This window comes from Roseibium album, assembly GCF_965233825.1.
Lineage (GTDB): Bacteria > Pseudomonadota > Alphaproteobacteria > Rhizobiales > Stappiaceae > Roseibium > Roseibium album.
Genome location: NZ_OZ247583.1, coordinates 1,079,343 through 1,103,789, shown reverse-complemented (window position 1 = coordinate 1,103,789; position 24,447 = coordinate 1,079,343). Strand labels below are relative to the sequence as shown.

18 protein-coding genes are annotated in these 24,447 nt (G+C 58.5%); 12 read left to right on the top strand and 6 right to left on the bottom strand.

Features of this window, described 5'->3' with window-relative positions; translation table 11 throughout:
* Window positions 1-24: 24 nt before the first annotated feature.
* Window positions 25-846: a cyclase family protein gene (locus tag ACO6TI_RS05205; protein ID WP_055115380.1), complete on the top strand. Its 822-nt coding sequence runs from the start codon at window positions 25-27 to the stop codon at window positions 844-846.
* A gap of 16 nt (window positions 847-862) precedes the next feature.
* On the opposite strand, the gene ACO6TI_RS05200 is transcribed toward ACO6TI_RS05205, so the two are convergent.
* Window positions 863-1,654: a LytTR family DNA-binding domain-containing protein gene (locus ACO6TI_RS05200; protein ID WP_422384480.1), complete on the bottom strand. Its 792-nt coding sequence runs from the start codon at window positions 1,652-1,654 to the stop codon at window positions 863-865.
* Between the two features lie 81 nt (window positions 1,655-1,735).
* Here ACO6TI_RS05200 and ACO6TI_RS05195 point away from each other — a divergent pair, with 81 nt between their 5' ends.
* Window positions 1,736-2,809, top strand: a complete 1,074-nt coding sequence (locus tag ACO6TI_RS05195; RefSeq protein WP_196893361.1) for a linear amide C-N hydrolase — start codon at window positions 1,736-1,738, stop codon at window positions 2,807-2,809.
* A gap of 23 nt (window positions 2,810-2,832) precedes the next feature.
* On the opposite strand, the gene polA is transcribed toward ACO6TI_RS05195, so the two are convergent.
* The 3 genes from polA to ACO6TI_RS05180 form a co-directional block, all read right to left on the bottom strand.
* Window positions 2,833-5,808: a DNA polymerase I gene (gene polA, locus ACO6TI_RS05190; RefSeq protein WP_422384479.1), complete on the bottom strand. Its 2,976-nt coding sequence runs from the start codon at window positions 5,806-5,808 to the stop codon at window positions 2,833-2,835.
* Between the two features lie 56 nt (window positions 5,809-5,864).
* Window positions 5,865-6,896 carry an acyltransferase family protein gene (locus ACO6TI_RS05185; RefSeq protein ID WP_055115708.1) on the bottom strand — a complete coding sequence of 344 codons (1,032 nt, stop codon included), beginning with the start codon at window positions 6,894-6,896 and terminating at the stop codon, window positions 5,865-5,867.
* A gap of 116 nt (window positions 6,897-7,012) precedes the next feature.
* Window positions 7,013-7,543 carry an FxsA family protein gene (locus ACO6TI_RS05180; RefSeq protein ID WP_173937330.1) on the bottom strand — a complete coding sequence of 177 codons (531 nt, stop codon included), beginning with the start codon at window positions 7,541-7,543 and terminating at the stop codon, window positions 7,013-7,015.
* 238 nt (window positions 7,544-7,781) lie between these two features.
* Between ACO6TI_RS05180 and ACO6TI_RS05175 the strand changes: the two genes are divergently transcribed.
* From ACO6TI_RS05175 to ACO6TI_RS05130, 10 genes are all read left to right on the top strand, one after another.
* Complete coding sequence (locus tag ACO6TI_RS05175; protein WP_055115370.1) at window positions 7,782-8,504, top strand: Tim44/TimA family putative adaptor protein; 723 nt, start codon at window positions 7,782-7,784, stop codon at window positions 8,502-8,504.
* Window positions 8,505-8,515: 11 nt separating this feature from the next.
* Window positions 8,516-9,736 carry a murein transglycosylase A gene (locus ACO6TI_RS05170; RefSeq protein ID WP_422384478.1) on the top strand — a complete coding sequence of 407 codons (1,221 nt, stop codon included), beginning with the start codon at window positions 8,516-8,518 and terminating at the stop codon, window positions 9,734-9,736.
* 3 nt (window positions 9,737-9,739) lie between these two features.
* Entirely contained in the window at window positions 9,740-10,309 is a 570-nt protein-coding gene (locus tag ACO6TI_RS05165) for a Smr/MutS family protein (RefSeq protein ID WP_422384477.1), read from the top strand.
* A gap of 4 nt (window positions 10,310-10,313) precedes the next feature.
* Window positions 10,314-10,685, top strand: a complete 372-nt coding sequence (locus ACO6TI_RS05160; RefSeq protein WP_055115366.1) for a helix-turn-helix domain-containing protein — start codon at window positions 10,314-10,316, stop codon at window positions 10,683-10,685.
* A gap of 243 nt (window positions 10,686-10,928) precedes the next feature.
* A complete protein-coding gene (locus ACO6TI_RS05155) occupies window positions 10,929-13,763 on the top strand; it encodes a [protein-PII] uridylyltransferase (protein ID WP_055115364.1) in 2,835 nt (944 codons plus the stop codon).
* Between the two features lie 32 nt (window positions 13,764-13,795).
* Window positions 13,796-15,358, top strand: a complete 1,563-nt coding sequence (gene murJ, locus ACO6TI_RS05150; protein WP_196900119.1) for a murein biosynthesis integral membrane protein MurJ — start codon at window positions 13,796-13,798, stop codon at window positions 15,356-15,358.
* A 120-nt stretch (window positions 15,359-15,478) separates the two neighbouring features.
* The gene (trpS, locus tag ACO6TI_RS05145) at window positions 15,479-16,558 is read left to right on the top strand and encodes a tryptophan--tRNA ligase (RefSeq protein ID WP_422384476.1); all 1,080 of its coding nucleotides are present in this window, start codon (window positions 15,479-15,481) and stop codon (window positions 16,556-16,558) included.
* 335 nt (window positions 16,559-16,893) lie between these two features.
* Window positions 16,894-19,308 carry a response regulator gene (locus ACO6TI_RS05140; RefSeq protein WP_422384475.1) on the top strand — a complete coding sequence of 805 codons (2,415 nt, stop codon included), beginning with the start codon at window positions 16,894-16,896 and terminating at the stop codon, window positions 19,306-19,308.
* A gap of 315 nt (window positions 19,309-19,623) precedes the next feature.
* On the top strand, window positions 19,624-20,562 hold the full coding sequence (locus ACO6TI_RS05135) for a GNAT family N-acetyltransferase (protein WP_422385295.1): 939 nt from the start codon (window positions 19,624-19,626) through the stop codon (window positions 20,560-20,562).
* Window positions 20,563-20,728: 166 nt separating this feature from the next.
* The gene (locus ACO6TI_RS05130; RefSeq protein WP_422384474.1) at window positions 20,729-23,005 is read left to right on the top strand and encodes a transglycosylase domain-containing protein; all 2,277 of its coding nucleotides are present in this window, start codon (window positions 20,729-20,731) and stop codon (window positions 23,003-23,005) included.
* Between the two features lie 34 nt (window positions 23,006-23,039).
* Here ACO6TI_RS05130 and ACO6TI_RS05125 read toward each other — a convergent pair whose 3' ends face one another.
* A complete protein-coding gene (locus ACO6TI_RS05125) occupies window positions 23,040-23,474 on the bottom strand; it encodes a hypothetical protein (RefSeq protein WP_055115357.1) in 435 nt (144 codons plus the stop codon).
* A 216-nt stretch (window positions 23,475-23,690) separates the two neighbouring features.
* Window positions 23,691-24,428 carry a M48 family metallopeptidase gene (locus ACO6TI_RS05120; RefSeq protein ID WP_422384473.1) on the bottom strand — a complete coding sequence of 246 codons (738 nt, stop codon included), beginning with the start codon at window positions 24,426-24,428 and terminating at the stop codon, window positions 23,691-23,693.
* Window positions 24,429-24,447 lie beyond the last annotated feature (19 nt).

The window sequence follows — 24,447 nt, the reverse complement described above, 5'->3', positions numbered from 1 at the left end:
GGGTAAACGTTGGAAGGAGCTGTCATGTGTGATTTATGCGTCATCAATTCCGTGAAGAACCGAATGCTGTCGCGGCGGGATTTTTTCAAGGCAACAGCGGTTGGTGCCGGTGTTGCGGCGTCCGTCGCAGCGAGTGGTGCAATGCCGGCAATGGCGCAGGCTCCCTCAAAGGTCACGGACATGACCCACGAGCTCTACGAGACCTTTCCGACCTATGGCGGCGATCAGCAGTTCTTCAAGGAGAAGATCTTCGACTTCGCCAAAAACGGCTTCAATCTCTATAACTTGAGCATCAATGAGCATACCGGCACTCATATGGACGCGCCGTTGCACTTCTCTGAAGACGGGCAATCGGTCGCCGAAATTCCGGTCGAAAAGCTGGTGGCCCCGCTGTGCATTGTCGACATCAAGTCAAAGGCCACGGAGAGTGCGGATGCGCAGGTGACACCGGACGACCTCAAGGCCTGGATCGCCGCCAATGGCGACATCCCCGAAGGGGCCTGTGTCGCCATGAACTCCGGCTGGGGTGTTCAGGTGCCGACGGACAAGTTCCGCAATGCCGACGCGGACGGCGTCATGCACTTCCCCGGATTTCATCTGGAAGCAGCGCAAATGCTGATGGAAGACGCAAATGTTGTCGGAATGGCCGTCGATACGCTGTCGCTCGACTACGGCAAATCCCAGGATTTTGCCGTTCACTATGCCTGGTTACCCAGCAACCGCTGGGGTATCGAGTGCATCGCCAATCTCGACTTGCTCCCGGCCAGCGGCGCAACCCTCATCGTCGGTGCTCCGAAATTCCGCGGTGGGACTGGCGGCCCGTCCCGGGTCATGGCGATGGTCTGAGCCAGAAGGGCTCCGTTCAGGATCCGGTTGAAAGGACCCTTTTGACCGCCGCTTGAAAGGACCTGCCAACGGGAACAAAACTTCCGTCTGAAAGGCGGAGGCCGGAGCGCTTGTCCATTCGGCAACGCCCGGCCACCGCATGCAGCGCGACCCAGTGCGAACGGTGAATTTGCAGACCGGGTTCGGGAGCTGCCTGAGCAATGGCATCCCTGAACCGCATCGCCAAAAGCGTGCTGCCGCTTTCCGTGACGACTTCGACATAATGATCCTGAGCCCTCAGTCGCAGAATTCGGCCACGTTTCGCCAAGGGCAACTTCACGAGCAGTGCCGGGACTTCCGGCAGCGAAGACGCCGGTTCAGATTTAACCGCCGACGGCAGCAGGTTGCTCACAATCATGACAAACCCCGTGACCGCGGCGCATTGCAGATAGAGCGACACCATGTTTCCGCTGAAACTACCAAATCCAAGCCCCGTGCTGATCAACACGACACTCAGGCTGACGGGAACGGCGACGAGGATGGAAATCATCCCCTGTTGAACCAATGCCGGCCAACGGGTTCTGCCGAAAAGCCGTTCAAGGGACGTTGCCGCGGCGTGTCCGACCGATGCCGTGCCAAGCACCATGACCGTCCAGTAGACCAATCGGCTCATGATCGGAAGGTCGGCGTAAGTCCCGAAGGGGCCGATCACGCCAGCAAGAACCGACAACGCTGCCAGAAGGGCAAGTCCGTTTCTTGAACTGAATGGTGCGACACCCGCATGCAGAAAACGGATTGCGGCAGTGTTCTTGGCGAAATATTTCTGCACCTGGCGAAACACTCCTTGGATTGACAGGTGTTTCTGACACCCATGGTCTCCTCAGTTTAATCCATCTGCCGCGAGGAAACCATGCGAGGCATCCGATCGTTTCACAACTGGCCATCTGCCCTGTGTCTGGGTATCTGCGTCTTTACGTTTTTTTCCGTTTCTGCAGCGATCGCCTGCTCGACGGTGGCGTTCAAAAATCAAACAAACCCTCTCCTTGCCTACAATTTCGATTTTGAAGCAACGGATGCGGGATTTGTGCTGATCAACCCGCCGGACGCCTCAAAGCGCTCCGTCATGGGCGGAACAGCGGCCCGCTGGGTTTCACGTTTCGGCAGTGTCACCGTCAATCAGATCGGACCCGGCATGCCGGCGGCCGGGATGAACACCAAAGGCCTCGTCATCACGCTCATGTGGAACAGCGAAGCTGTCTATTCGGGGAACAGCGGCGCTCCGGTCGTTTCCGAACTGGAATTCATCCAAAGACTTCTCGACACATCGGCCTCGATCGAAGAGGCCTTGTCACAACTGAACTTGATTACTGTTCAGGGTCTTGTTCCCATTCACTATTTCCTGTTCGATGCGAGTGGGTCCGCCGCTATTGTGACGCCAACAGCAACCGGACTCACCGTGCACAGGGGCAATGACGTTCCAGTCCCGGCACTGACAAACACGACCTATGAAAAAGCGCTCCGGCATATCCGGACGTCCGTTGGTACGAACAGCACACCGGAGAGTGCGGGGAGTCTCGACCGGTTCAGGCGCGCAGCAGCAGTCACCCAGACGAACTCCATCTTCACGTCCGCGCAGGCCTTCAACGTTCTGGAGGATCTGGCCAATCCGTCGACACGCTGGCAGATCGTCTTCGATCCGGTCTCACTTCATGTCAATTTGCGCCTTGCGAATGGCGGGGAGATGCTCCGCCTCGATCTAGCACTCCTGGATTTCACCTGTCTCGAGCGGCCGCTTGGTGTCAGCCTGAGATCAGGCCGGGACACCTTTTCGTCGACCGGCCTTTCCCCGATCGAGCGCGCGGAGCTGACCGACAGCATGAGCGACGTCCTGCTTTCAATGAAAAGCACCGCCCATCTCGGCAAGCCCGAGATTGTGGCAAACCTGTCGGCGGGACTGCTCGACTCAATTGCCTGCAGGAACTGACCAGATCTCGCGCGGGAACTGACCTAATGCGCCTCGTCCCAGTTGCCGGCGGCGCGGGCGTCGACCTGCAGCGGGACCGTCAGTTTCAGGGCCGGATCACAGGCGTTTTCCATGACGTCCCGGATGACGGGCAATGTTGCGTCGACCTGGGCATCCGGCACTTCGAAGATCAGTTCGTCGTGAACCTGCAACAGCATCTGCGCGTCCAGCTTCGCGTCCGAGAGCCGCTCCTCCATGCGCACCATGGCGCGACGGAGTATGTCGGCGGCGGAGCCCTGGATCGGAGCGTTGATCGCTGCCCGTTCATAGAACGCACGATGGTTGGGGTTCTTTGTATTCACCTCGGGGTAATGGGCCTTGCGTCCGAATATCGTGGTGACGAAGCCATCCGCATGAACCTGTTTCTTGATGGTCTCCATATAGTCCTTGATGCCCGGGAAGCGTTCGAAATAGGTCTTGATGTAATCGCCGGCCTCTCCGCGCGAGATGCCGAGCTGATTGGCAAGCCCGAACGCGGAAATGCCGTAGATAATGCCGAAATTGATCGCCTTGGCCTGACGGCGGACCATGGGGTCCATGCCCTCGATCGGCGTTCCGAACATTTCGCTTGCCGTCATGGCATGAATGTCCAGCCCATCCTCGAATGCTTTCTTCAGCTGCGGAATATCGGCCATGTGAGCGAGTACGCGCAGCTCGATCTGGCTGTAATCGGCGCTAACGAGCTTGTGACCCTTTTCCGCGATGAAGGCCTGCCGGATCTTGCGGCCCGCTTCCGTCCTGACCGGAATGTTCTGCAGGTTCGGCTCGGAGGAGGACAGGCGGCCCGTCGTCGTCGCGGCGAGCGCATAAGAGGTATGAACCCTGCCTGTTTCGGGATTGATGTAGCCGGGAAGCGCATCGGAATAGGTCGACTTCAGCTTGGAAAGTTGACGCCATGCGACGATTTTCGACGGCAGTTCATGACCTTCCGCGGCCAGGTCCTCCAGCACCTGGGCGGAGGTTGACCAGGCGCCGGTCTTGGTTTTCTTGCCGCCGGGAATGCCCATCTTGCCGAACAGAATTTCACCCAGCTGCTTGGGTGATCCGATATTGAAGGTTTCACCCGCCAGTTCGTAGATCTCAGACTCCAGTCCGGCCATGCCTTGGGCAAAATCACCGGAAAGCCGTGACAGCATCTGCCTGTCAACGGAAATGCCGCGCTTTTCCATGCGCGCCAGAACCGGCACCATCGGCCGTTCCAGGGTTTCGTAGACGGTTGCCATATGGTCGCTGGCAAGACGCGGTTTCAGGATCTGCCACAGCCGCAGGGTGACATCCGCATCCTCGGCGGCATAGGCCGTCGCCCTGTCGATCGCCACCTTGTCGAAAGTGATCATCGATTTACCGGAACCGCAGACTTCCTTGAAAGGGATCGGTTTGTGGCCGAGCCAGCGTTCGGAAAGCTCGTCCATGCCGTTGCCGCCCTTGCCCGCGTCGACCGTGTAGGACAGCAGCATCGTATCGTCATAAGGGGCGATATCGATGCCGTAGCGGGTCATCACCAGCCAGTCGTATTTGAGGTTCTGCGCGATTTTCAGAACCGAGCGGTCTTCCAGCATCGGCTTCAGGACTTCCATGGCATCCTTGAGCGGAATCTGATCGGGAAGCAAACCGCCGCCACCCAGAAGGTCGCCTTCACCATCGACATGGGCGAGTGGCACATAGCAGGCCTGTCCCGGTTCGGTCGACAGCGACAGCCCGACGAGATCGGCCTGCATGGCATCAAGCGACGTGGTTTCGGTGTCGAAGGCGACATAGCCCTTTTCGATGGCAGCGTCGCACCATTCCTGCAACCGCTCGACGCTTGTGACGGTTTCATAGGCGCTTGAGTCAATCGCAATCGCCCTGATGGTTTCAGCGCGCGCCTCAGCGACGGTCTGCGGTACCATCATGCCTTCGGTGCCGGCGCCCTCACCGGCAGCCGCGGCCGCACCGGACGCGGCTTCCGTGCGCTCGGCCATGCGACCCTTGTGATCGGGCACATCCCAACCCGGCACCTGGAAATCGGCCGGTTCGACAGCGTCAACTTCGGCGCCGGTCTCTTCAGCGACACGTTTGGTGAGCGTGCTAAAACCCATGGCCTTCAGAAACCCGACCGCCTTCGCACCGTCGACATCTGTCACCGTCAGGCTTGCGACGGGAACCTCGACCGGAACGTCCTGCTTCAACGTCACAAGTTCCCTTGAAACGCGCGCCTGATCAGCGAATTCGATCAGGTTTTCCCGGCGCTTGTTCTGCTTGATGGTTTCCGCCTGGGCAAGCAGCGATTCAAGATCCCCGAACTCGTTGATCAGGAGGGCCGCCGTCTTCAGGCCGATACCCGGAACGCCGGGGACATTGTCAACGCTGTCGCCGGCGAGCGACTGCACTTCGATGACCTTGTCCGGACCGACGCCGAATTTCTCAAAAACTTCCGGTTCGCCGAAGACCTTGTTCTTCATCGTGTCGATCATCCCGACTTTCGGACCGATCAGCTGCATCAGGTCCTTGTCGCCCGAAACGATCGTCACTTTCGCACCCTGTTCCGCCGCCTGGCGGGCATAGGTTGCGATCAGGTCATCGGCCTCGAACCCTTCCTGCTCGACACAGGGGACCGAAAAGGCACGGGTCGCCTCACGGATCAGTCCGAATTGCGGCACCAGATCCTCGGGCGGATCCGGACGGTTCGCCTTGTATTCCGGATAGATTGTGTTCCGGAACGTCTTGGAGGAATGATCGAAAATCACCGCGAAGTGGGTCGGCTCATCCCCTTCTTCCGGCGTCAGGCCTTCCTGCAGCAGCTTCCAGAGCATGTTGCAGAAACCGGAAACCGCGCCGACCGGCAGTCCGTCGGGCTTGCGCGTCAATGGCGGCAGCGCATGGTAGGCACGGAAGATGAAAGTGGAGCCGTCGACCAGAATGAGATGGTCGTCAGCGGTGAGAGCGGGGATTGAATCTTGCGTCGACATGGCGCGGATCATGCCCGGACCAGCACCTCGAGAAAAGTCCTAAAGACAAAATTTCCCGACTACTCCTGTCACTCGGCAGCCTGCGGCTGTCTTTTCCTGCCAAAGGTCCCGGTGAGATGGGCCCATTCGGGTCGCTTGAACAGGAACCAGCCGAGGTTTGTTTTCCGAATCATCCAGAACAGGATCATCGGACTGACGGAAGCAACGATCGTGACGATCAGCGAAACGGTGCCGATGTCAAGAAATCCAAGTTTCAAAAGGATCACGCGGGTAACGCCCATCGGGAAGAAGAAGGCCAGATAGATGACGATGGAATTCGCGCCGAAATGGCGCAGGAGGCCGAGCTGGCCCGAGTTGACGATCAGCGCGCTGGTCAGGATGATTGCACCTGCACCCGCCGCGCCGAGAGCAAGCGCGATAACCGGCAGATGGGCCCAGCCGAAATAAACCAGACCGCCGTTTACCAGGCCCCAGCCGACCAGATAGGCAAGGCTGACGCCGATACGTTCACGCGCCCAGGCGGCAAGCCTGAAGATCTGTGGTGCGAAGATGTAACCGGCATAGAAATAGACGAAACGCGAGGCGAATTCATCGACAAGAAGCCAGCCGGTATGGATCGGTGCGACCTGAAGAACAGCGCCGAATGCCAGCATCACCTGCCAGGGAATGCGGTTGTCATGGGCCAGCTTGCAGACCACGAAGAAGACCGGCAGCATGTAGATGAACCAGAGGGTGCCGAAGGGCTGAACAAAGCTCAGGAGATAGAACTCCAGAGTTCCCATGGCGCCCATGTCCCCCATGAAGACCGGGGCCTTGACCGCGAACTGAATCGTCATCCAGAGCACGTAAAAATAGGCGAAGTGAACGACCTTGCGATCAAGATAGAGTTTCCAGTCACGCGCGATGACATTGGACAGGAACAGGCCGGAGATCAGGAAAAAGTCCGGCATCCGGAAAGGTGCCGCAAAGGCAACGACGACATGCATCCAACCGGTTTCGCCGGCCGCGGCCTCAACGCCCAGCACCGAATGCATCATCACGACGAAGATGATGCAGATGCCCTTGGCCGTATCGACCCAGTCAACGCGCCCAGCACCCATGGTTTGCACCTTCCGTTCCAAGCGGTTTTCACCGCAGACCAAGGCACAGACCTAACCTGCACTGGTAAATTTTACGCATACAGCCGGTGTCACGTTTTAGTGACTTTCAAACAGGGTTAAGGCTTCGCGTCATTCGAGCCATCCTGCCACGGACTGATTCTGGGCCGATCGCTGCCGGACGAACCCTCGGACGAACCATCCTGCTTCTCTGACCAGTCCTGCTGGTCCAGATCGACCACATGATCGTCGGGTCTTCCGCCACCCTGTCCAGTCTGGCCACCCTGCACGATCACGACGTTGGAGCGGGCAATGATGAAGTTTGCAAGCGCCTGCCGCACCGGAGGGATGAACAAAAGCAAACCGATTGCGTCGGTTACAAACCCCGGAATCAGAAGGAAAATACTGGCAAGAACGATCATCGCGCCTTGCATGACCTCGCTTCCGGGGGCGCGTCCGGCGTCCAGTTCGCTCTGCATGCGGGTGAGCAACGACAGTCCCTGCTGGCGCAGCATGACCGTGCCGGCAAGAGCAGTGATGATTGTCAGCAGAATTGTCGGCAATACGCCAATCAGACCACCCACCCAGATAAAGACAGCAATCTCAATCAGGGGCAGCAAAATGATGGCGGCAATGATATAAAGTCCCACGGGACCTCCATGGTCTGATAAGTTATTTGGATATAACCTAGACATTCGCTCACAAAAATGCGAGCAGGCGCGCGCAGGAAAGATAATCATTGCAAAAATTTCAGACTTGCCCCCGGGTCTGGATGCTGGTTCAAGAAGCCCCTAAATAGGTAGGTAGCAGACACTGAACGCGGGCAGCACGCAGCTGAACATGCAAGAGGCGGCTTGATGTGCCTCCAAAGGGTAGCCGGAACGTAAGATGAATGAAATTTTCGACCCACTAAACCTCCTCCTGTTGGGACTAGCGGTTTTTATTCTGTTCAGACTGAGATCTGTCCTGGGCAAACGTACCGGCAATGAGCGCCCGCCTTTCGATCCCTACTCCAAACCGGAGCAGCCGAATGAGCAGACCAACGGCCAGGACAACGTCATCCCGCTTCCGAACCAGACCGACCAACCGGCAGAAATGTCGCAGGAATCGGCTCAAGGTGGCGATGTGGTGATCGACAAGGTTGCGCCGGAAGGGTCCGCTCTCAACAGCGCATTGAAACAGATTCTTTCAGTGGACCGGAGTTTCGAACCCCAGGAATTTCTGCAGGGCGCACGCGCCGCCTACGAAATGATCGTGATGGCGTTCGCGGACGGCGACAAGAAGGCTCTCAAGAATCTTCTGTCCAGCGACGTCTACGAAGGCTTTGTCGGCGCGATCGAGGACCGGGAAAAACGCGGCGAAACAATCGAATCAACCTTTGTCGGCATCGACAAGGCTGAAATCGTCGAGGCAGCGCTGAAGAACTCCACGGCTCAGGTCACCGTCAAGATCCACAGCCAGTTGATTTCCGCAACCCGCGACAAGGAAGGCGAGGTTGTCGACGGGGATCCGGCCAAGGTGACCGAAGTGGTCGATATCTGGACCTTCGCGCGCGACACGATGTCCCGCGATCCCAACTGGAAACTGGTTGCGACCGAATCCGCCGAGTGACGATGACGTGGATGGATCGGCTGACAGGGGTGATTGTCTTGCCTCTGGTCTGCTTAAGCTTGAAGGGCGCGGTTCTGGCCGCGCCGCTTTTCTTTGCGGGAGCCGGATCGGCCATGCCTCAAAGCCCAAAGATTCCCGATCATCTTGAGGAAACTGCCTATTCGGATATGACAGGTTGGCATCAAGACGACCACCTGGCGGCACTGAACGGTTTTCTGCGGTTTTGTTCCAGGCATGAAGACCCAAGGGAGCCGACACTGCCGATGAACTACGATCTCGACGAGATCCGCAGCCTTTGTCTGAGCGCAAATCGCGAACCAATCAACACAGAAACAGAGGCACGCCGGTTCTTGGAAACGAATTTCAGGCCTTACCGCGTGACCGTGCCCGGTTTCGTTACCGGATATTTCGAACCCGAAGTGGCCGCCTCCCGCAAAAAAACCGATGGCTTTGACGTTCCGCTTCACGGGAAACCTGCGGGACTTGAGGCGATCACGCCGGAAAACAAACCGGATGACTGGCCATCTCATCTCAGTCATGGACGCCGTGCAAACAGCCGTTTTGAAGAAATGCCCGACAGGCCGGCAATCATGGACGGTGCGCTCGACGGCGAAGGTCTGGAACTGGCCTGGCTTGCCAACCCGATTGATGCCTATTTCATTCACGTACAGGGATCGGCGCGGCTCCGAATGACCGACGGCTCAGTGATGCGCGTCGGCTATGCGGGCAAGACCGGCCATCCCTACACTGGAATCGGACGGCTGCTGGTCAAGCGCGGCAAGGGAACACCTGAAGACTTCACCATGACGGGTCTGCGTTCCTGGCTCGTGAATAACCCGGACAAGCGAGACGCCCTTTTCAGAGAGAACCGGTCCTATATTTTCTTTCGCGAGGTCACCGACACGCTACCGTCCGAAGGACCCATCGGCGCCGCCGGGCTGCCGCTTGTTCCCGGACGCAGCCTCGCGATCGATCCTGACCACATTCCCTATGGCGCGCTCGTTTTTCTTCAGACGGATTTGCCGGATTTGGATGCTGAAGGCAGGTCTTTTTCCAGACTGATGGTCGCAGACGATACCGGCTCGGCGATCAAGGGCAAGGCGCGTGGCGATATTTTCGTGGGATCGGGAAACCTGTCCGGAGATATCGCCGGGCGTATCCGCCACGCAGCACAATTCACCGTCCTCCTGCCACATCCGGGGCGTCAGGAAACAAAGGCGGCGGCAGACTGATCCATGGCGAGACGGGGGAAAAAGGGCAGTCTGTCTCCTGAAGACCGGGAGCTTTGGGGCAAGGTTGCGAAAACGCTGACACCGCTCCATCCCGAGCGGGCCCAGGATCTTGAAGAAGAACTGGCACGAACACTGGAGTCTGAACCGCCGAAGACGGCGAAAAGTCCGAAGACCGCAACAGCGATCAAGGCACCCGATCCGACCAGAAAGACACCTTCTGTTTTACCCCTGAACCAGCTCGAGACCCGGTACAGAAGAAAAATCGTCCGCGGTGTGACGGCGATCGATGCCCGCGTCGATTTACACGGACTGACGCAGTATCAGGCTCACGATCGATTGCTGGGATTTCTCTATCAAGCTCAAGCCCGCGGGCACAAGGTCGTGCTGGTTATTACGGGCAAAGGGGGCGGACCCGAAAGAGCGTATATGGACGAACGCGGGATTTTGCGCAGAATGGTCCCTCAGTGGCTGTCCATGCCGGACGTTCGTTCGGTAGTGCTGGGGTATGAAGAAGCACATGCCAGCCACGGTGGAGCAGGGGCGCTCTACGTCCGGATACGAAAAAGAAGGTAGAACCGTGACACCGCTTGGGGCAAAAATTCGGGAACTCAGGGCAAAGCGCGACGTATCGCTGAAGGAGATGGCCGCCGCACTCTCGGTTTCCAGCGCGTATCTTTCCGCGCTTGAACATGGCAAACGAGGCAAACCGACCTGGTTCCTCGTGCAGAGGATCATCACCTATTTCAACGTGATCTGGGATGAAGCAGAGGAAATCCAGCGCCTGGCGGAACTGTCGGATCCAAGGATCACCATAGACACAGCCGGCATGCACCCGAAAGCGACGGAGCTTGCCAACCAGTTGTCAATCAAGATCAGTGTCCTGTCGGAAGACTCGCTGGCAGCCCTGCTGCACCAGCTCAGGGTTTCGGCTGCCAAGGATGACGTCTGATCAGACTGACATGGACGGACCGGTCAGTATCCGGATTTCTTGCGCGTTCCCGGCTTCTCGAGCCTGGCGTCAGGCTCGTATGCGAACATGTCGGTACCGGATCAAGTAAATCCGAACGAGCGTGTTCCGGTGTTCCATGCACCGACCCCAGATTTACGTGTCCTTATCGTGTGATCCCTATATAAGCTTGCATTCGGATAGCGAGCCGCATCGCCGGCCAGTAAAACGGACCCTGAATCACTCATGCAACCCAGCCAGGATGACCTTGCCGAACTGATCGACGTAGTGGACCTGCGGTCCCGCCTGAAAGCACTCACGGTTGCTAGTGACGGCGACGGATCGGACAGCAAAATCAGGTCGGCTGTGCTGAGCATGTTGAAAACGGAAGTGAAATCTTCGCGCGCCGCCGTGCAGAAAAAACTGGATGAAGACGGCGGCGGCCTGCTTTGCGCCTCGCGTCTTTCCTGTATCCAGGATGAGCTGATCCGCGTGATTTACGATTTTGCCGTTCAACACGTTTACCGCGTCAAGAACCCGTCCGCTGCCGAGCGCATGTCCGTTGCCGCGGTCGGCGGATACGGGCGCGGAACACTGGCCCCGGGATCGGACATCGATCTCCTGTTCATCCTGCCTTACAAGCAGACTCCCTGGGGTGAGCAGGTCGTTGAATACATCCTCTACATGCTCTGGGATCTGGGATTCAAGGTCGGGCACGCGACCCGCAACATTGACGAGTGCATCCGGCTTGCCAGATCGGACATGACCATCCGGACCGCCATCCTGGAAGCCCGTTACATTTGGGGCGACAAACCTCTTTTTGAAGAAATGGCGACGCGGTTCGATACCGAAGTTGTCAGCGGGACCAGTTCGGAATTCATCGCGGCAAAGCTTCAAGAGCGGGACGAGCGGCATCGCCGGCAAGGCACATCCCGTTATCTTGTCGAACCTAACATCAAGGAAGGCAAGGGCGGGCTGCGCGACCTCAACACACTGTTCTGGATCGCAAAATACCACTATCGGGTAGACAGGCAGGCAGACCTCGTCAAGAAAGGGGTCCTTACCCGCTCCGAATATGCGCGCTTTGCAAAATCCGAGGACTTCCTCTGGGCGGTCCGCTGTCATCTGCATTTTCTCACCGGACGTCCGGAAGAACGGCTCGCATTCGAGTTTCAGCGCGAAATCGCCATCCGGCTCAGCTACACCCAGCATCCGGGAATGCGCGATGTCGAGCGATTCATGAAGCACTACTTCCTGGTCGCAAAGGATGTCGGTGACCTGACGCGCATCATCTGTGCAGCCCTTGAGGAAGAGCACGTCAAGGAGCCACGCGGCAAGGGTATTTCCGGCATGATGCGGCGTCTGCGCAGCGGGCGGATGAGCAGCGTGGCAAAACCGGTCAAGGGTGGTCCCGGGTTTGTCGTGGAGAACAACCGCCTCAACGTCACCACCGATACGATCTTCAAAACCGATCCGGCGAATATCCTCAGGGTGTTCCAGCTCGCCGACAAGCACGACTACAACATGCACCCGCAGCTGACGCGGCTGATCCGGCATTCGCTCAAGCTGATCGACAGTGACCTGAAGAACGATCCGGAAGCCAACCGGCTGTTTCTTTCGGTGCTAACCTCTCGAAACAAGCCTGAAAAAACACTTCGCAAAATGAATGAAACCGGTGTCCTCGGCCGGTTTGTGCCGGATTTCGGCAAGGTTGTCGCGATGATGCAGTTCAGCATGTATCATCACTACACGGTTGACGAACACCTGATCCGCTCGATCGGCGTTCTGTCCGAAATCGAACGCGGCAACTCCGGCGAAGATCACCCGCTCTCCACGGAATTGATCCTGACGCTGCAGAACCGCAAGGTGCTTTATGTGGCGATGTTCCTGCACGATATCGCAAAGGGACGCCCGGAAGACCATTCCATCGCGGGCGCAAAGGTTGCCCGCAAGATATGTCCCCGGTTCGGATTGAAGGAAGCCGAGACGGAAACAGTTGCGTGGCTGATCGAACATCACCTGGACATGAGCACCATTGCCCAGTCTCGCGACCTCAACGACCGCAAGACCATCACCGACTTCGCCAACACCGTCCAGTCCCTGGAGCGGCTGAAACTGCTGCTGATCCTGACCGTCGCGGACATTCGCGCAGTTGGTCCGGGGGTCTTCAACGGCTGGAAGGGACAGTTGCTCAGAACGCTGTTCTACGCGACCGAGCCCCACCTGTCCGGCGGCCACTCGAAGATGTCACACAACCAGACCATCGAGCTCGCCAAGCAGGACCTGGTAGCCAAGCTCGACCACTGGTCCCAGAAAGACAGAAACGCCTATCTCAAGCGCCACTATCCAGCATACTGGCTGCGGACCGAACCGGAGCGGCTGCTGACCCATGCCGAACTTCTGCACAAGGCCGACAAGGACAAGAAACGCCTCGCCTTTGAGGTCATTCCGCGCGCTTTCGAGGGTGTGACGGAGCTGAACATCATGGCGCCGGACCATCCGCGACTGCTTTCCATCATCGCGGGGGCATGTTTTTCGACCGGTGCCAACATCGTTGACGCGCAGATCGACACCACGACAGACGGATTTGCACTCGACACGATCTTCATCGGACGGGAATTGCCTGACAACGTGGACGAACACCGCCGGGGCGAGCGGATCACCCAGTTGATCCACAAGACGTTGCGCGGTGAAGAGCGCCTTCCAGAACCGGTGTCCCGGAAAAACGCCATGAAAGGCCGGGTAAAAGCATTCAAGGTTGCAACCGAAATACTGGTCAACAACTCACTGTCCAACGACTACACCGTGCTTGAAATCACCGGCCTGGACCGGCCGGGACTGCTTTACGACCTCACGCGCTCGATCGCGACGCTCAATCTGAATATCGGCTCGGCACATATCTCGACCTTCGGGGAAAAGGTGGTCGATGTCTTTTACGTCACCGATCTGACAGGGCAGAAGATTTCCAATATCGGCCGTCAGGAAATCATTCGAGAACGTCTTGCCGCCGCTGTCGGGGGACATGTAGAACTCGACCCTGCCGCCCCGGTTTCCCGTAAAGTTCACCGTCAGGCATCGTGAATGACCGTATTTGCCCACGGAGCCCTTCCTGAATGAGTCTCGTCCGCAATTTCACAACAGTCGGCGGCGCGACAATGCTGAGCCGGCTGCTCGGTTTCGTGCGGGACGTGCTGCTGGCCGCGGCGGTCGGAACCGGCCCTGTCGCCGACGCCTTCGCGGTCGCATTCCGCCTGCCCAACCTGTTCCGCCGCCTGTTCGCGGAAGGCGCTTTCAACTCGGCATTCATTCCGTTGTTCGGACGGGCGGTCGAAGAAGAAGGCGAAGGCGGAGCACGGCAATTTGCAGGTGAAATCGGTTCAGCCCTGCTGTTCTGCCTCCTGGTTCTGACGGCCATCGCACAGATTTTCATGCCTGCTGTGGTCTGGGGACTTGCGCCGGGTTTCAGCGCAGACCCCGACAAGTTCGACCTGACGGTGCTGATGGCGCGGATCGCCTTTCCGTATCTCGTCTTCATGTCGATGCTGGCCTTCATCGCCGGTATCCTGAACACCTACCAGCGTTTTGCCGCAGCCGCATTGGCACCGGTGATGCTGAATGTCGTGATGAGTATCGTGCTCGGAACGGTGCTGCTGTTGCGTGTCGAGGACAACGTCACGCTCGGAATCATCTTGAGCGCGGGAGTAACCGTTGGCGGGATCGTCCAGTTGACAGTCGTCGTCACAGACCTGAAGCGACTGGGATTCCGGATACCGGTCTTCCGTCCCCGCTACACAAAGTCGGCGAAGAGACTTCTCGTGCTCGGCGTCCCCGGGATCATTGCGGGAGGTGTTACCCAGCTGAACATTGCCGTCGGCACGATCATCGCGTCGCTTCAGGACGGTGCCAATGCGATGCTCTATTTCGCAGACCGCCTCTATCAGCTTCCGCTCGGCGTGATCGGAATTGCAATCGGCGTCGTTTTGTTGCCAAGCCTCACGCGCCAGCTGCGGTCCGGAGAATTCGACGCCTATCAGAGAAGCCTCAACCGCGCGCTCGAGGTCTCGCTCGTTCTGACGCTCCCGGCCGCGGTGGCACTTGCGGTCGTTCCGCACGAGATTGTCTCCGTTCTGTTTCAGCGTGTACGGTTTGATGCTGCTGCCGTTGATGGAACTTCTGCTGCGCTGATGGCCTTTTCGTTCGGGCTGCCCGCCTTCGTGCTGAACAAGGTGTTCTCGCCCGGTTACTTCGCGCGGGAGGACACCAAGACGCCGATGAAGTTTGCCGCGGTCGGCATGGCGGTCAATGTCTGCCTGTCGATAGCGCTGTTTCCGGTCTTCAAACATGTGGGGATCGCGCTTGCCACGACGATCGCGGGCTGGGTGAATACCGGACTGCTGATTGTTGTCTTGTGGAAGCGCGGCCACTTCGTGCCGGACTACAAGCTCCTGAAGAGGCTGGTGCTGGTGCTGATCGCCAGCCTGCTTATGGGCTTGACCATCCACTTTGCCGCCCTCTTTCTGGCGCCCTACCTGAGCGACCGCTGGCTGATCGTTCGCGCAGCAAGCCTTGCCATCCTGGTACTGACCGGGATCGTCACCTTCATGTTTTTCGCTCAGGTCAGCCGGGGGGCGGATCTCATGGGCATGCTCAAGGCGTTGACGCGGCGCAACACCTGACGACGAAACGCGATTTCTTCATCTTTACCGCTTGCATACACACGGTGCGGAGACTACACCCGGCGCGCCCAAAGATTCACAGCGCCCTTCCAACCGGCCGCACCAATAAAGGGATTCAGAATGACGGCGTTCCAGCCCCGTGTCTTTTCCGGCGTTCAGCCGACCGGCAACCTCCATCTTGGCAACTATCTGGGCGCGGTTTCGCGCTGGGTTCCTCTGCAGGACCAGATGCCAACCATATTCTGCGTCGTTGACAGCCACGCGATCACCGCCGGTTTTCCTGACCCGGTTGAACTGAGTGAAGCGACGCGGGAAGTGACGGCTGCCTACATGGCTGCCGGCATCGACCCAGCCAAGTCGATCATTTTCAACCAGTCGCAGGTGCGGGAACACGCGGAACTTGCCTGGATCTTCAATTGCGTGGCGCGGATGGGCTGGCTCAGCCGCATGACGCAGTTCAAGGAAAAAGCCGGAAAGAACAAGGAAAACGCTTCCGTCGGCCTGTTTGCCTACCCGAACCTGATGGCAGCGGACATCCTTGCCTACCGCGCAACGCATGTGCCGGTTGGCGACGACCAGAAGCAGCATCTTGAATTGACCCGTGATATCGCCGCGAAATTCAACAATGATTTCGGCGAACGGATCAAGGAACTCGGCATCGGCGTCCCTAACCCGACACCGTCACCCGAACTGCCCGAGCAACTCTACTTTCCGCTGACCGAACCGATGATCGCCGGTCCTGCCACGCGGATCATGTCGCTGCGCGATGGCACTAAAAAGATGTCGAAATCCGATCCCTCGGATCTCTCACGCATCAACCTGACCGACGATTCCGACACGATCGCGAAGAAAATCCGGAAAGCAAAGACCGATCCGGATGCGCTGCCGGGTGAAGTGGAGGGTCTTGCAGACCGGCCGGAAGCCGATAACCTTGTCGGCATCTACGCGGCACTTGGCGGCTTGTCCAAGGAAGACGTGCTGAAGGACTTCGGAGGCCAACAGTTCTCTGCCTTCAAACCGGCGCTTTCCGAGCTTGCGGTTGCAAAACTGTCACCGATGACGGACGAGATGCGCCGGCTGATGGATGACAAGGTACAGATCGATTCCGTCCTCAAGGACGGTGCAGAAAAAGCGTCCGCCATCGCCGAACCGGTTCTGAAAGATGTGCGGCGTATCATCGGATTTCTGGACGTCAGATAAGCAACAGCGTTTCGCCCTGAAGTCATTCGGCAGGGCGGAGCGCATCTTGGAGCTGCGTTCGAGTACCTTGTTTGCAACTTTTCTTTCGCGACAGCCCCTGCGGTCCTCCTCATGATGGGATTGCCGGTGCCGATGGTCGTTGCGCGGGAACGCAGAAACCTTATTGCCCTCTGGACGCCGTAGCTTTTCTTGACGAGCGGTGCTTGCTTCAAACACTGCTCAGCGCCCTGAACGCACCATGAATGCATCGGTTGTCCGATCGCTCATAAAATACTCAATGAAACGGTTTCTAAAAGTTTAAGCGGCACTCTCTGCCCGATTGAACCCTGCAGAGAGTGACGAATTTGGTCAGCCAGAACGGCGATCGTGCCGCCAGACATGAATCAGATGGCGAGAAGCGTCCGGCGGATTCCCACACCGACGATCCGACGAGCGCGTCCCGTGTCCAGAATACCCGGTCTTCCGATATGGACAATCCGGGCGCCGACTTGCCCGGGCCCGAGGTTGGCGAAGGCCGCAGAGCAACCGACCGGCCGGTTTCCGCCCCCAGGAAAGTCTTGCAGCATCTGGCCGTTGCCGGACTGATCATCGGTCTCGGCGCCGCAATGTTCCTGGTTGCGACTGATGGACTCAACCGTTTCCTCGGCGCCGGACTTGCGTTCTTTGCCGGCGGGCTCGCCGTTTGGCGAATGCTCGCGGATGACATGCATCGTTCTGCCGAAGCCCTGCAGGTCAAGGACAACAAGATCCGTCGGTTGATGGCCGGTATCGAGGAACTCGAGGACAAGGCCTGGGAACTTGGCGAATCCGACGAGCGCCATGCAAGCATTCTGGCGACACTCGGCGACGTGGTGATCCGGCGCGACGCCGACGGTGTGATGACCTATGTGAATTCGGCAGCCGAAGACGTATTCGGAAAGACCCATGACCTGGTTCCCGGCAATGCCATGGAGTTGCCGCTGATCAACCGGGACGACCCGCTTGTTCCACTGACGTCCTCTTTGGAGGTTCAAAACGGACGGATGGGCTTCCAGGACCTTCACATACGCACTGCTCAGGGACCACGCTGGTTTTCCCGGATCGACATTCCTGTCCGGGACACCGCCTCAGACAGGCAACTGATCCAGACCGTACTGCGTGACGTGACCGAACGACGGATGATTGAAGAGGAACTGCTCGCCGCTCGCCATTCGGCGGAAAGTTCAAACGAGGCGAAATCCCGTTTTCTGGCGACTGTCAGCCATGAGATCCGAACGCCTCTCAATGGTATTCTCGGCATGGCGTCCCTGCTGAGAGATACCAGGCTGACAAAGGAGCAAGGCGCCTATATCGAGGCCCTGGAGACATCCGGCGAAACGCTGCTGCTCCTGATTGACGAAGTTCTCGATTTTTCCAAGGTTGAGGCAGGCAAGCTCGACATACAGGCTGCGCCCGTCAAGGCCGGGGCACTGGCAGAGAGCGTCGTTGAACTGCTCGCGCCGAAGGCCCACGCGAAGGGGCTTGAAATCGGCACAATGGTGGACCCGCTTCTGCCGGAGGAGATTACACTTGATGCCACAAGAGTACGACAGATCCTGTTCAACCTGATCGGCAATGGTGTCAAGTTCACGGATGAGGGTGGCGTCGCCGTCGAGCTGACGGGCCGGCAGAACGACTCTGGGGGCAGCTTCCTCGACATTGTTGTGCGGGACACCGGCATCGGTTTCGATGAGGCAGAGGTTGAACGCCTTTTCAGGGAATTCGAGCAAGTCGACCACGGTCCGGCAAGAAAGTTCGGCGGAACCGGTCTCGGGCTTGCGATCGCCCAGCGCCTGGCAGGACTAATGGGTGGCTCGATTTCCGCCAGGCCCTCGGTGGATGGCGGCGGCCATTTCAGAGTCTCCCTGCCCATACCCGAAGATTTGTCTGCGAGCGCCGATCCCCGGCTTGCCAGCCTTGCGGATCAGAAGATCGTCTTTGTCAGCGACAGCCGGATCGAGTGCCAGCTGCTGACCAGGAGACTGGAATATCACGATGCGATTGTCTCCATCACCGTGCCCGGAAGCACCGACCTGGAACAAGCTCTCGCCGAAGCAGACCTTATTGTCGTTGACAATGCCGCCTTGTCAGACAGCGGCGGCTGGCTTGCCTCTGCACGGCTCGCCGGGTGCGAGGCGCCGGCCGTCGTACTGATTTCCCCATCCGAACGCGACCGCCTAAACCATTTGCGTTCTGCCGGCTATGCAGCCTACCTGATCCGCCCGGTCCGTATCGAGACCCTGATCCAGATCCTTTCGGGGTTGCTCGGTGGCACGATCGACGAACTTGCCTGGGACGTCGGTGCCAATGCGGCCTACGGCGGCAGCGCGGCCAGACGCGCAAAGGCTCCCGCAAGGCCACTCCGGCTGCTTGTTGCCGAAGACAACGACATCAACAGGCTGCTCAGCGAAGCGATGCTGCGCAAACTCGGGCATATTCCGGTCATGGTGATTGATGGTGAAAAGGCCGTTGAAGAGGCCTCTGCCGAAACGTTCGACGCCATCCTGATGGATCTTCACATGCCCGGACTCGACGGCTTCGATGCCATCACGAAGATCCGCGAAGACGAGCGGGCGAATGGACGGCCTCCCGTTCCTGTGATCATCGTGACGGCAGATGTCATGCAGGACGCGCGAGACAGGGCTATTGAAATGGGGGCGGCGGGCTATCTGACGAAACCGCTGTCGGTTGAGGCAATCACGGATACGCTGGTGGCGATTGGCCACGGCTAGATTGCAGAATACCGTGTCTTTAGTACCCGAAATCCGCACGGCAACCTCAAATTGCGCTATCTCTTTCGAGGTAAGTGGTTCGCCGCATTTCACAATTTTTCAAGACTAAGCTAAGCTGCGGAGTCGCAGACATCTGGAACCAAGCCCAGTGTCATCCAGTTGTCGGAAAAATGTGTTCTACGGCAGGGCCAAAGCACTCTGAGCGCCGTCGGAGTTTCCACTTCGGCAAAGGCAAAAAGAAAGGTGAAACAGGTTTCAACCCGTGAACCCTCGCAGAGTGCCCAGGAAGGAATGCAAAAGGGTGGAATGTCCATGATGCGGCAAGGGCTGTTTTCTCCGAGAAAACTTGTGAGAAGGTTCACACCGGCGATGCGGAACAACGCCACAGTTACAAAAACCATTCGCCCGGGCCATCCAGTCCGGACGCCGGTCAAGACCGGTGAAACGCTCGGACGCATCGGGTCCCTTGAAGTCCGCCTGGCCAGGAACTTCAAGGAAGTCAAGAAGGCCCAGCGGCTGCGCTTCGGCGTTTTCTACGAGGAAATGTCGGCTATCGCGGATGCCCACACGCTGGCCACACGCCGAGATGCGGATCCGTTCGATGCCTACTGCGACCACCTTCTTGTCGTCGACCACGCGTCGCTCAAGCGCAACAAACTCGGACGCCTGAAACCGGAAATCGTTGGAACCTACCGGATCCTGCGGCAGGAGATTGCCGATCAGCACAGCGGCTTCTACACAGCGGGCGAATACGACATTCAAAGCATAATCGAGGCAAATCAGGGAAAGCGGTTTATGGAACTGGGGCGCTCCTGTGTCCTGCAGCCCTACCGCAACAAGAAAACAGTCGAACTGCTCTGGCACGGCATCTGGTCCTATGTGCTGCGCCACAAGATCGATGTCATGATCGGCTGTGCCTCAATGGAGGGCACAAGCCCCGACGCGATTGCAGAACAATTGTCGTTCCTCCATCACAATGCCCGCGCACCAGAAGAATGGCGTGTCAGAGCTGTCGAAGACCGGTATGTGGAGATGAACAGGCTTCCGGCGGACAAGATAAATTCCAGGGCGGCCCTACGCGCACTGCCGCCGCTGGTGAAGGGGTATCTGCGCCTCGGGGCCTTTGTCGGTGACGGGGCGGTGGTTGATCATCAGTTCGGCACCACGGATATCCTGATCATCATGCCTGTTTCCGAGCTCAACACGCGCTACGTCAACTATTACGGCGCAGATGCAAGCCGATACAGCAGTTGAAGCTGAAAACAATCTGAACGACAATCCGGTCGAACTGCAGGTTCAAAGTCGGCTTGTTTGTGCTGTCAAACCGGCTCAAGCCTTAACGCCCCCTTAAATTGCCGCAATCTAAGATCACCACCGGGGATCCGGCATTTGCCGGAATAAACGACGGGACGGATGATCAATGGCGCCACGGGCGAAACGCCGGCCACGGATTGAACCGACATTCGGAGAAGACAGCAGCAGCCTGCTGGACCTGCGCCTCGGCCCGCAGGACCGTGCCTCTGCGCCTTCATCGAAATCCGGCGCGAAATCAAAAACCCGAAAGCCTGGCGGATCAGGCCCGAGGAAAAAATCGTCCGCGAAAAAAACCGCAAAGTCGCAAAGCGCCAAATCCAGAGGCAATGCGCGTAAACGCCAGGGCGGCAGGTCCGGCGCGAAACGGCGCAGCAGGAAACGCAGGGCCGGTTTCCGTATTCCGGCAGGTGTCGCACGTCTGTTCAAGCGTGGCGTCTACTGGAGCGCGGTACTGGGTATCTGGAGCGTAATCGCCGTCGTCTGCGTCATCGGCTACTATGCCGCCTACCTTCCGCCGACATCCGAGTGGCAGGTTCCGGCGCGGCCGCCAAATGTAAAGATCGTCTCGCTCAACGGCGACCTTCTCGCAAACCGTGGCGATACCGGTGGAGAGGCCGTGCGGCTGGAGCAGTTGCCACCCTACCTGCCGAACGCCGTGATTTCCATTGAAGACAGGCGCTTCCGTTCTCACTTCGGCATTGACCCGATCGGTCTTGCGCGTGCTGCCTATGCAAACTTCACATCGGGGAGGGTGTCACAGGGCGGCTCGACCCTGACACAACAGCTTGCCAAGAACCTGTTTCTGGAACCCGACCGAACGATCAAGCGGAAAATCCAGGAACTGGTTCTCGCCTTCTGGCTGGAGGCGGAATATTCGAAGGACGAGATCCTCGAAATGTACCTGAACCGGGTTTATCTCGGGTCCGGCGCCTATGGCGTGGATGCGGCGGCGCGCCGTTACTTCGGCAAGTCGGCGCGACTTCTGACCGTGGCGGAAGCCGCGACAATTGCCGGCCTGCTCAAAGCGCCGTCGCGTTACTCTCCTGCACGCAATCCGGACCTTGCCGAGGACAGGGCACAGCTTGTTCTCGCAGCGATGCATGAGGAAGGCTACATCAATTCCGGTGAAGCCAAAAATGCCATTGCAGCACCCGCCAAGGCCATTCGCCGCCACACAACGGCGAGTGAAAACTACGTCGCCGACTACGTCATGGACGTGTTGCCGCATTTCGTTGGTTCGATCGAAGGCGACATCATCGTCGACACGACAATCGATCCGGCCATGCAGCAGGCAGCAGAAAGTGCCCTGCGCTCGGCACTCAAGGCCAACCGGCAGACACTGGGGGTATCGCAAGGAGCAATCGTGACCCTCGACACGGCAGGGGCGATCAAGGCGATGGTCGGTGGCGCGGACTATGCAAAAAGTCAGTTCAACCGTGCCGCCTATGCCAAACGTCAACCCGGTTCTGCGTTCAAGCCGTTCGTCTATCTGGCAGCGCTCGAAAACGGCATGACCCCGCAAACCGTTCGACAGGATCAGCCAATTACGATTGGAGGCTGGTCCCCCAAGAACTACACCAAGGAACACTACGGACCGGTCACCCTGACACGTTCGTTGAGCCTTTCGATCAACACGGTGGCAGCGCGGCTTGCACATGAAGTCGGCGCAGGGACGGTCGCCGATACGGCCAAGCGGCTCGGTGTCACCTCCGACCTAAACAGGAACCTGTCGCTTGCGCTTGGAACATCGGAAGTAACGCCACTTGAAATCGCGGCCGCTTATGTTCCGTTTTCCAATGGCGGCTACGGCGTGCTGCCGCATATCATTCGCCGGATCAAGACTGTTGACGGCAAAACGCTCTATTCAAGGTCCGGAAACGGTCGAGGCAGGGTGGTCCAGCGACGGGATGTCGGCAACATGAACCTGATGATGTCCGAAACGCTGCTGACCGGAACCGGGCGCAAGGCGCGGCTGGACAGCGGTCGTCCGGCGGGCGGAAAAACCGGCACCAGTCAGGATTTCCGGGACGCCTGGTTCATCGGATACACCGGCAACCTCACCACGGCGGTCTGGTTCGGTAACGACAACAATTCGCCGACGAAAAAGGCAACCGGCGGAACGCTGCCTGCCGCTACCTGGAAGGCGGTCATGGACGTCGCCCATCAGGGATTACCGGTGGCGGACCTGCCAGGTGTTCCAAACCTGCCGGTCAATGTCGCCGCACCGCGAAAACCGCAAGGCCAGCCGCTTCCGCCTGCCTCAGTCGGTTCGGGACGCAATCCTGTTCCCCCGGCACCGGTCGGCGGCAATGGCAACAATGGTGGTGGTGGCGAGCGCCGCGGTCCGCTCGGTCTGCTTCGAAACATTTTCGGCGGTGGCTAGGCATCCTGTGACAGCAAAGCGGTCAAACCGGCTTCTAGCAATCGTGACTGAACGTAAAGACCAGTGTGTCCGACGTATATTGGCCGGTCGGGCGGCATTGATTGAAAACTTCACGCGATCCGCTGACCGTGACCTGGAGCTGGTCTCCGCGTACAGGCCCCTCTACAGAGTACTCCAACGGTGAACCCGGGCAGAATTTTGAAAAGACCCGCGCCGTTCCCGAGTACCAGTTGCCGTTCTTCACGCCGTTGAAGAGCAGCGTGCCGCGTTGCACGCCGGCTGGCCGAAGCACGTCCCGAGGAATTTCGTAGGAAAGCCAGCGTTGATTGCCCTGAGCCTGAAGACGCATGAGGGAGCCGTTGTGGTCCCAGCAGCTGTCGGCCATTGCCTTATCGGACAGAGGGATCATCAGACCAGCAAGAACAACCAGACCCATGAGGCTGCCCGTTCCACGCGCAAAATTTCCCATGCTCAGCCTCCTGTCGGTCCCGAGCCCTCAGGGAAACATATCTTCGGTGAGTTGCCCATTCTTTTCTCCGCTACAGGATCCATTGATCCCCGGAATGAGGCCGGTGTCGCCTGACGACGCCATACCGGCGCAAAACCGAAGCCTGTTGCATGTCGCGGTCCGCGCCTGTCTGGGATCAGGCCGGGCGCCAACCAGGTTCTTCATCCTCCAGCGGGGCTAACCGAAACCATGGAGACGGAGGCCGTTTTCCTTGAGCCAGACACGTGCCGTCGGAGTTTGCGGCGCCAGTTGTTCGCACAGGCGCCAGAAGCGGTCGGAATGGTTCATTTCCTCCAAATGGGCCACTTCGTGGGCAGCCACATAATCAAGGATTTCAGGGGGTGCCAGGATCAATCTCCACGAAAACGACAGCCGACCATTGGAAGCGCAGGATCCCCAGCGGCTTTTGGTATCGCGAATGCTGATCGCCGCGACCTTCTTTCCTATCTTGTCGGCATGATATCTTGATCGTTCGTCAAGGTCCTTGCGGGCCTCCTGTTTCAGCCAGTTCGTCACCTTGCGAGGAACATGGTCGTCCGCGCCCGGAACCAGCAGGGCCGGGGCACCAAACTCAGTGACGCCCAGGGAGACCAGACCGCGCAGCTTTCCGGTCGAAAGAATGACGTGATCCACACCGCGCAAGGGAACAATGTCACCTGGCCCAAGGGAAATATGGTCGGGACGATCCTGAAGCCTTTCGACAAGCCAGTCGATGTGCTGGTGAGCGAAGCGCTCGGCACGCGACAGGTCGCCTCCCCTGGGAACCGTCAGAACGGGTCCGGAACTGTCCGCCGGGAGACTCAACAGATAGCGTTGCGCACGTGGATTGGCGCGCAGGCGGATACGAACCGCCTTCGATTCCGTTTGAATATCAATGTGGTCAGGCAACTGTTTTTTGCTGCGGCGCAGAAGCATGGAGCGAGATCCGTTCGAA

Coding starts and splice junctions, on each gene's coding strand:
- ACO6TI_RS05125 (WP_055115357.1), bottom strand. CDS start 23,474: ATGGGAAATTTTGCGCGTGGAACGGGCAGCCTCATGGGTCTGGTTGTT.
- ACO6TI_RS05120 (WP_422384473.1), bottom strand. CDS start 24,428: ATGCTTCTGCGCCGCAGCAAAAAACAGTTGCCTGACCACATTGATATT.
- ACO6TI_RS05130 (WP_422384474.1), top strand. CDS start 20,729: ATGGCGCCACGGGCGAAACGCCGGCCACGGATTGAACCGACATTCGGA.
- ACO6TI_RS05175 (WP_055115370.1), top strand. CDS start 7,782: ATGAATGAAATTTTCGACCCACTAAACCTCCTCCTGTTGGGACTAGCG.
- ACO6TI_RS05135 (WP_422385295.1), top strand. CDS start 19,624: ATGCGGCAAGGGCTGTTTTCTCCGAGAAAACTTGTGAGAAGGTTCACA.
- polA (WP_422384479.1), bottom strand. CDS start 5,808: ATGATCCGCGCCATGTCGACGCAAGATTCAATCCCCGCTCTCACCGCT.
- ACO6TI_RS05205 (WP_055115380.1), top strand. CDS start 25: ATGTGTGATTTATGCGTCATCAATTCCGTGAAGAACCGAATGCTGTCG.
- ACO6TI_RS05195 (WP_196893361.1), top strand. CDS start 1,736: ATGCGAGGCATCCGATCGTTTCACAACTGGCCATCTGCCCTGTGTCTG.
- trpS (WP_422384476.1), top strand. CDS start 15,479: ATGACGGCGTTCCAGCCCCGTGTCTTTTCCGGCGTTCAGCCGACCGGC.
- ACO6TI_RS05185 (WP_055115708.1), bottom strand. CDS start 6,896: ATGGGTGCTGGGCGCGTTGACTGGGTCGATACGGCCAAGGGCATCTGC.
- ACO6TI_RS05155 (WP_055115364.1), top strand. CDS start 10,929: ATGCAACCCAGCCAGGATGACCTTGCCGAACTGATCGACGTAGTGGAC.
- murJ (WP_196900119.1), top strand. CDS start 13,796: ATGAGTCTCGTCCGCAATTTCACAACAGTCGGCGGCGCGACAATGCTG.
- ACO6TI_RS05170 (WP_422384478.1), top strand. CDS start 8,516: ATGGATCGGCTGACAGGGGTGATTGTCTTGCCTCTGGTCTGCTTAAGC.
- ACO6TI_RS05165 (WP_422384477.1), top strand. CDS start 9,740: ATGGCGAGACGGGGGAAAAAGGGCAGTCTGTCTCCTGAAGACCGGGAG.